Source organism: Lentzea californiensis (assembly GCF_024648825.1).
Taxonomy (GTDB): Bacteria; Actinomycetota; Actinomycetes; order Mycobacteriales; family Pseudonocardiaceae; genus Lentzea; species Lentzea californiensis.
In genome coordinates, this window is the sequence record NZ_JANBBE010000026.1 from 21472 (window position 1) to 28330 (window position 6859).

A 6859-nucleotide genomic window follows, 5' to 3' on the forward strand; every position below is an offset into this window, starting at 1 on the left:
TCACGACGCGTTGCACGGCGGGCCACCGCCAGGTGCGGCCTTCCTCGGTGAGGCACAGCCACGGAAGTGAGGGCGGCCAGCAGCGGGGCCTCACGCGTGCCCTGGGCGGGCGAGATCAGCCGGTTTGGTTCCACTGCAGACGGTCGGAGAGCCCGGCTGCGGCGAAAGCGGCCTCGAGGTCGTCGCGGCCCTCGGTGAAGTGGGCCCAGCCCTCGTAGTGGACAGGAACCACCCGGCCGGCACCGAGGATCTTCGTGGCTTCCGCGGCCTGGGCGCTGTCCAGGACGAGTGGCTCGCCGCCGAAGAGGCCGGCGAAGCGCGGCGCGCCTGCGAAGAGCACGGCGGTGTCGATCGAGCCGAATCGCCCGGCGATCTGCTCGACGGCGTCGAGCGAGGCGTTGTCGCCGCTGACGTAGACCGTCGGCAGGCCGTCTCCGGTCAGGACGAAGCCGACGACCTCGCCGGTGAACGGCTCGATGTCCTCGCGGTTGCCGGGGCCGTGGGTGGCCGGCACGCCGGTCACGGTGACCGTGCCGCCGTCAGGACGGTCCAACTGGACGGACTCCCAGTCGGCCAGCCCCTTGGTCTTGTCCTTGAGGCGCTGCTCGGCGCCAGGGGTGGTGAGCGTGAGCGGGACGTCGGCTAGCAGGGCCCGTCCGGCGTTGTCCAGGTTGTCGGCGTGCTCGTCGTGGGAGAGCAGCACCACGTCGATGCGGCCGAGGTCGGCGGGCGTGACGGGGGAGTGCCCCGTCTTGGTCAGGACCGCGCCCCCGCCGGTCGGGTAGTCGCCCGGTCCGTCGAAGGTCGGGTCGGTCAGGAACCGCAGGCCGCCGTACTCGAAGAGTGCGGTCGGGCCGCCGAAGACGCGAACGGGGAAGTGGGGAGCGAAAGTCACGAGAAGTAGTCCTCACGGTTTTGGTGTGCGGTATCCGTGAGAGTGACGGTAGTGTTTCTCACGGACTGAAGCAAGCTGTACCATGAGGTCTGTGGACGAGAGCGTGACGAACGAAGCGGCGTGGCCGCCCGTGCCGGGCGAGGAGCAGTACTCGTCGCTCGCTCTGGCCAACAGCGCCATCGCGTTGCCGGGCAGGCGCGTTCTGGACCTCCTCGACACTCCCGCGCAGACGAACCACTGGCTGACCGAACACGGCCTTGCTCCGGTCGACATCGGCATGCGGGACATGTGCGCCACGCAGCTTCGTTCGCTGCGCGAGCAGATCAGGGCCCTGTTCGACGCCCGCGTCGCCGGGCTGCCCGCCCTTCCCGCTGCCCTGTCCGCCGTCAACGACGCGTTGACCAGGGTCCCCACGGCACCACTGCTGTGCTGGGATGACAAGAACGGTCCCTACCGGGCGACACCTCACCCCACCACCGAGATCGTCGACCACGCCCTCGCGACCCTCGCCGCCAACGCGGCCGACCTGCTCACGAGCCCCGACTCGGAACGGCTCACCGCCTGCCAGTCCAGCCCTTGCAACCGCTACCTGCTCCGCCACGGCCGCCGCCACTGGTGCTCCACCCGTTGCGGCGACCGCGCGCGAGCCGCACGCGCCTACGCCCGCCGCACCCAGCCCTAGGCGGACCGAAGAGCCCCCAGGTCCCACACCACCGGCTCCAGGCGCGACGACTCCCCTCCGGGCTCCCGGAACGACTCACCGGCCGAGATCTTGTGCGGGCCTCACCTTCGAGAACGGGCCCGCTCTAGCGCCTCCAACGCGGAGACTGCGGCACGGACACCGTCTTCCGTTCGGATCTCGGCGCCGACTTCACGAGCGCGGCCTCGCAACTCGATGGCCTGGGTGATCGCCGCGGCAAGCCCTTCAGTACTCAACCCTCTGTGCGGCAACGGGTCTGGCGCGACTCCGATCGTCTGCATCCGCTTGGCCCAGTGTGGCTGATCGGCGACGAACGGGCACACGACCTGCGGTGTTCCGGCGGTCAGCGCAGCCGCGGTCGTTCCTCCACCTCCGTGGTGCACGACGGCGGCGACACGGCTGAACAGCCAGTCGTGCGGCACCTGCTCCACGACAAGGAGTTCATCAGAAGTCCTGGTCGCCAAGCCTCCCCAACCGGTGGCGACCACCGCACGAACGCCGGCGGCGCGCACGGCCTGCGCGACGATCTCGCCGGCGCGCTGTGCGTCGCGGCCCGCCATGCTGCCGAACCCCACGTAGATCGGCGTCGGCCCGTTCTCGATGAACTCCTCCAACGCGAGATCTGGCGACCACGAGTCAGATCGCGGCAGGTACCAGAAGCCTGTGGTGCGCACGGTGTCCGGCCATGCCGGATCCACGGGCGTGATCCGGCCGCTGAACGCCTGAAGCACCAGGGCCGGGGCCGGTCCACGGCCACGAGGTAAGCCGAGATCGTTGGTGCGCCAGGAGTTCACGATGCCCGAGTACGCCCGCAAGGTTGCTGACACGATCAGGTAGGTGGCGCGGTTCAAGAACCTGGGCAGCTTCGGCAACGGCACCATCGGGCACGGGAACAGCGATGTCGGTACCCAGCCCGGTTGCAGCGTCGCGAGCACCGCCGGGACGCCGAGCATCTCCGCCGCGTGGTGGGCGGGCACGCTCGGAGTGTGCACGACGACGTCCGGGCGAACCTCACGCGCGATCTTTCCGGCGTCATGCAGGACATCCGCCATCAACGGCTTGATCAGCCGGACGGTCTTCATCGCGGTGATCTTCCCGCGGACACCGCGATATCCGCCCTCGACGGCGTCTTTCAGCAACGGGTCGTCGAGCAGCCGGTTCGGGCCCTCGTCCAACGGAGCGAACGGCACCGCGCGCTCCGCAGCCACAGCCGCGAACGACTCCGGCGCGGCAAGCACGGCCTCGTGACCGGCAGTCCGCAGTCCAACGGCGAGCGCGAGCAGTGGTTGAACGTCACCACGTGTGCCGTGGGTGACCAGCAAGGCTCTCAACCAGACCTCCTGTGAAGGGCCGTAGATTCTCTTCCCACCACCGCAGCGCCTCGTCGGTGTCGCGGAAGATGTCCAGCGCGTCGCCGAGCATCTCGGCGGCGACGAGGGCGAGCGAAGAGTCGAAGTCGGGGTCGGGTTCGGTGACGAAGTCGAACCACTCGTCGTCGCCGGTCGAGAAGGTCACCGTTGCACCGCAGTCGTCAGGGCGGAGAGTGCCTACTTCGTCGGTGCGGTAGGTCACCGAGTTGCCGAGGCCGCGACGCAGCACGGCCGCGACATCCGGGTCGAGCCGCAGCCCAAGGCGTCGTGCGGCGTCGAGGCCGGCAGCGGTGCGGGTGAAGGCACAGCGGGCGGGTTCGCCCACCAGTACGACGTCCCAGTCGCTTCGACGCAGCCGGTGCGCGGTTGCCAGACCGGCGAGGCCTGTGCCGATGACGAGGGCTTTCCTGGTGAGCATGACCGGATCTCTTTTCCCACGGCGGATACGTCACGCCGACCAGGCTTCCCGGCACACCAGTCCGTGAAGGGTAGGCCCTTCTGGCGCCGCGCGGAAGACCATTCACGCCGGTGAACCGCAGGAACTGGTTCGTGGAGGGACAAGGCCCGGAACAGACCGCTCTCACCTGTGTCGAAGCCTGATGCCAGCCGTGTGCAAGAGGGCATTGGAGTGAAGCGGGCAAGCCCGGAGTGCATCGGTGGCGAATGAGAGGGGTCCTGTCCGGGTGGCGGGTGTCGCTCCGGACGGACGTTGAACCGAAGGGATGGAGCATGTCAGCACCCCCTCCCGCGCGTCGTCGACGACGCGCGGCGGTAAGTCTGATAGCTGTCGGGCGCATGGTGCTCGCGGCCGGTCTGATCGGCGGGTCCGGTCCAGCCGGGGCGTCGAGTCACCGTGAAGCGCCGTTGATCGCGGGTGATCCGGCGGTGGACAACACCGACGTCTACGCGTTCGTCAGCCCTGACGAGCCGGACACGGTCACGCTCGTGGCGAACTGATCGCCGTTCCAGGAGCCCACGGCGGGCCGAACTTGCTGGCCGATGACCTGGCTGATGCGCGAGCGATCGCGTTGACCGTCGAACCGAGCGGTGGCTCGTCGGCTCCGACGACGCTCCCGGTCGTCACGATCTCCATGGCCTGACCCGCACACGACGCGACCCCGACGGCCTGGTGGCTGTCGGGGTCGCGTCGTCTCTGCTGGTGTTCAGAGCCAGGGGGAGAGCGCCTTGAGGATGTCGGCACGCTTGCGTGGTGCCGTGAGGGTGGCGACGGGTTGTCCACCGGAGAACAGGATCAGCGTGGGGATGCTGAGCACCCGGTAGCGGACGGCGATGTCGGGGTGGGCGTCGATGTCGACTTTCACAACGGTGACTTCGTCCTGGTGTTGTTCGGCGATATCGGTGATGACAGGGCTCAGTGCCTTGCAGGGTCCGCACCACGGTGCCCAGAAGTCGACCAGGACGGGCTTGTCTCCGCTGAGAACGGTGGTGTCGAAGGAATCCGTCGTGACGTCGGTGAGGTGCATGGTGGTGTTCCTGATCATCCGAAGGTGAAGGAGAAGGCCTGGACGCCGGGGCCGAGTGTCGCGGTGAGTGAGCCGCCCTGGATCGTCGGTGTGGCGACGAGCTGGTAGGAGTTCGGGGTGCCGTCGACCTGGATGGTCTTGGTCCGCCCGTTGTCCTGGACGGTGACGGTTCCCTTGCCGGACAGGACCATCCGGACTTCCTTGGCGCGGTAGTTGAGCTTGATCTGCCCGGACTCGCCGGTGGGAGTGATGGACTGCGTGTCCAGCTTCCAGGCGCCCGCGAGTGCGAAGCTGTCCGTGCTCTGGTTCTCGGGGAACTGGAAGGACTTCTCACCGCTGGTGTACATCTCGGTGCCGGCGAAGTTCACGCGCTTGGTCGAGCCGAGGTAGGTCTCGCGGGTGATGTCAGCGATGACGGGGGTGTCATCGACCAGATCAGTCGCGGCCGGCAGTCGCACGCCGGGCTTGGCATCGTTGAGAAGTTGCCGGATCAGCTTCTCGGTGACCTGGTAGTCGCCTTCGCCGAACTTGATGTGCCGCACGGTGCCCTGGGCGTCGATGAGGTAGTGGGCGGGCCAGTAGCGGTTGCGGTAGTTGGTCCACGTGCTGAGGGTGTTGTCCAGTGCGACCGGGTAGGTGATGCCGAAGTTCTTCGCGGCGGCCGCGACGTTGTCGGGTTCCTTCTCGAAGGCGTACTCGGGGGAGTGGATGCCGATGACCTGCAAGCCGGCGTCGCGGTAGGCCTTGTCCCAGGCGGTGATGTGCGGAATGGAGCGCTGGCAGTTGATGCAGGAGTAGGCCCAGAAGTCGAGCATGACGACCTTGCCCTGCAACGACTTCAGCTCCACGGGCTGGGAGTTGATCCACTGCTGGATGCCGGTGATGTCCGGTGCGGTGCCGCAGCTCTCCAGCTCGGGCGCGCCGTCGGAGCACTTGCCGAGGTCCTTGTTCTGGTCGTTGACCAGGCCTCCGAGGTTGAGCGCCCTGCGCACCTGCTCGGAGTTGTTCACCCTGTCCTGCAACGAGCTGGTGTAGTCGGGAATCACGCGCTGCAGCAGCTGTGGCAGGTTGAAAACCAGGCCGAACGCGAGCGCGATCATCACGACGCCCGCGGTGGTGCGGATGCCACGCTGGCGCTTGCGGAAGGACTGCACCCTTTCGGCGACCCGGCGCCCGGCGAGCGCGAAGATCAGCAGCGGGATGGCGGCGCCGACGGCGAACGTGAGGGTGAGGACGACGGTCTCGGTGCCGATCCTGCCGGTGGAACCGGCGACGGTGATGGCGGCGAGCACCGGTCCGGCGCAGGGCACGTAGACCGCGCCGAGGGCCAGGCCGAGGGTAAACCCTTCGCGACTTGCGTCCGGACTGCGCTGAGGGATCCAGCTGAACGGCTTTTCCAGCAGCTGTTCGAAGCGCGGGACGATCAGTCCGATGCCGATCAGGACGAGCACGACGATGCCACCCCAGCGCAGGACGTCCTGCGGCAGGTTCAGCACCGTCAGCAACAGCGACCCGAACAGCGTGACCAGGCTGAAGCTGACGACGAGGCCTGCGATGACGAGGTAGGGCCGGGTGCGAGACGCCGGTTTGGTCTCCAGCGCCACAGCTCCTGACCCGGACGCCGCGCGGGCGCTCTGCGTGCCGCCGGAGAAGAAGATGACGGGAAGGACGGGAAGGATGCACGGCGAAATGCCGGTGACCAGGCCGCCGATCAGACCGATCAGTGCGAGGGTCAACATGGGGCAGCCCTACTCGGATTGGCGGAAGTGCGTGATGGTCGTGGTTCGCGGCTGACCGCATCGCGGATTGCCCACATGGCAGAAGTGCCTGGTGCGTGGGGGAGTGCGCCGAGTTGATCGTCGACTGTGGACTGTGGGCTGCCGGTCGATCGTTTGCCCTGGTCACGTGCGAGGGGCGGTCTGGTCGGTAACAGGTCGATAACCAGACCCATCCGTTGCCCGAGGGGTGGCGAATCACGAGCAACACCTGATCCGCTCACCACATGGAGATGTCCCGTCATGAACAAGACCGTCCGCAACACCGTCCTGGCCATCGGCGCCGCCTCGCTCGCCCTGTTCGGCGCGGCGTGCGGTTCGGGCGACATGGCCGCCAGCAGCTCCAGCACCGCTCCGGCCTCCGCCACGTCGGCCGCGCCGTCGTCGGCCGCGATGGCCGACCCGGCCAACGACCTCGTCGGTTCTGGTTGTGCCGACTACGCGAAGCAGGTTCCGTCCGGTGCCGGCTCCGTGACCGGCATGGCCGCCGACCCGGTCGCCGTCGCCGCGAGCAACAACCCGCTGCTCACCACGCTCGTGAGCGCGGTGTCGGGCAAGCTGAACCCGAAGGTGAACCTGGTCTCGACGCTCAACGGCGCCGAGTTCACGGTCTTCGCGCCGGTCGACTCGGCGTT

The 6859-nt window shown here is 68.0% G+C and carries 7 protein-coding genes and 1 pseudogene; 3 read left to right on the top strand and 5 right to left on the bottom strand.

The genetic code is table 11. The annotated features are described in order from the left end of the window. Positions 1 to 115 precede the first annotated feature (115 nt). Positions 116 to 895, bottom strand: a complete 780-nt coding sequence (locus LX88_RS43115; protein ID WP_258953514.1) for an MBL fold metallo-hydrolase — start codon at positions 893 to 895, stop codon at positions 116 to 118. Between the two features lie 82 nt (positions 896 to 977). Here LX88_RS43115 and LX88_RS43120 point away from each other — a divergent pair, with 82 nt between their 5' ends. Further along, a complete protein-coding gene (locus LX88_RS43120) occupies positions 978 to 1577 on the top strand; it encodes a CGNR zinc finger domain-containing protein (RefSeq protein ID WP_258953515.1) in 600 nt (199 codons plus the stop codon). Positions 1578 to 1678: 101 nt separating this feature from the next. Here the strand turns inward: LX88_RS43120 and LX88_RS43125 are convergent, their stop codons facing one another. Then, on the bottom strand, positions 1679 to 2926 hold the full coding sequence (locus LX88_RS43125; protein ID WP_258953516.1) for a glycosyltransferase: 1248 nt from the start codon (positions 2924 to 2926) through the stop codon (positions 1679 to 1681). After that, positions 2889 to 3383, bottom strand: coding sequence for an NAD(P)-binding protein (locus LX88_RS43130; protein WP_258953517.1), 495 nt, complete (start codon positions 3381 to 3383; stop codon positions 2889 to 2891). The genes LX88_RS43125 and LX88_RS43130 overlap by 38 nt, the downstream gene beginning before the upstream one ends. A 377-nt stretch (positions 3384 to 3760) precedes the next feature. Between LX88_RS43130 and LX88_RS43135 the strand changes: the two genes are divergently transcribed. After that, positions 3761 to 3922, top strand: coding sequence for a DUF4331 family protein (locus tag LX88_RS43135; RefSeq protein ID WP_258953518.1), 162 nt, complete (start codon positions 3761 to 3763; stop codon positions 3920 to 3922). Positions 3923 to 4128: 206 nt separating this feature from the next. On the opposite strand, the gene trxA is transcribed toward LX88_RS43135, so the two are convergent. Together trxA and LX88_RS43145 are read right to left on the bottom strand one after the other, a co-directional pair. Next, positions 4129 to 4449, bottom strand: a complete 321-nt coding sequence (gene trxA, locus LX88_RS43140) for a thioredoxin (RefSeq protein ID WP_258953519.1) — start codon at positions 4447 to 4449, stop codon at positions 4129 to 4131. A 14-nt stretch (positions 4450 to 4463) separates the two neighbouring features. Beyond that, the gene (locus LX88_RS43145; RefSeq protein WP_258953520.1) at positions 4464 to 6188 is read right to left on the bottom strand and encodes a cytochrome c biogenesis protein DipZ; all 1725 of its coding nucleotides are present in this window, start codon (positions 6186 to 6188) and stop codon (positions 4464 to 4466) included. A gap of 279 nt (positions 6189 to 6467) precedes the next feature. Here LX88_RS43145 and LX88_RS43150 point away from each other — a divergent pair. Then, a pseudogene (locus tag LX88_RS43150) lies at positions 6468 to 6859 on the top strand (fasciclin domain-containing protein); the annotation flags it as partial.